General features: G+C 41.6%; 1 tRNA gene and 1 rRNA gene. Both read right to left on the minus strand.

Features of this window, described 5'->3' with window-relative positions:
- Positions 1-408: 408 nt before the first annotated feature.
- Positions 409-484, minus strand: a tRNA-Glu gene (locus tag QTO00_RS20540).
- Positions 485-585: 101 nt separating this feature from the next.
- A 16S ribosomal RNA gene (locus tag QTO00_RS20545) occupies positions 586-658 on the minus strand; the annotation flags it as partial.

Genomic DNA, 658 nt, shown 5'->3' on the forward strand with positions numbered 1-658 from the left:
GGCATCCACCGTGTACGCTTAGTCACTTAACCATACAACCCCAAAGGGTCTTCTTGGCTCATTTACTTTCACTTTGAAAAGTGAAAACAAACTAAGCAACCAAAGTTGTCTGCATTTTTATACATGTGCAGACACGATTTTGCCGGACTCAAATATGAATAAGCTTCTAGAGACTAGTATCTAGTTCCTAGAGTTCTTATTCCCAAAAACACTTGAATGTGTGTTGGTACCTAAATCATCTCTTTATATAAAAGGAATCATCTAGGATTTGAGAACTTTTAATTGAATAACAACACATCTCTAAGAGATGGGGATGTTGTTATTCGTCAGCTTTCCAAATTGTTAAAGAGCAAATCACCTCAATGAGGTAACCATTTTTAAAAGCACTTAGAGAAGTACGCTTAAGGATGGTATCCCGTAGGGGAGTCGAACCCCTGTTACCGCCGTGAAAGGGCGGTGTCCTAGGCCTCTAGACGAACGGGACACTAAGGAGGGCTCTAATAAAGACGTATCAATCTGTGTGAACACTCATCGCGACTTATTTGTTTCCGCTTTAAAAAGCAGAAGCAAACTATCCGTATCGTATAAGGAGGTGATCCAGCCCCAGGTTCCCCTAGGGCTACCTTGTTACGACTTCACCCCAGTCATGAACCACAAA

The organism is Vibrio sp. M260118 (genome assembly GCF_036533755.1).
Lineage (GTDB): Bacteria > Pseudomonadota > Gammaproteobacteria > Enterobacterales > Vibrionaceae > Vibrio.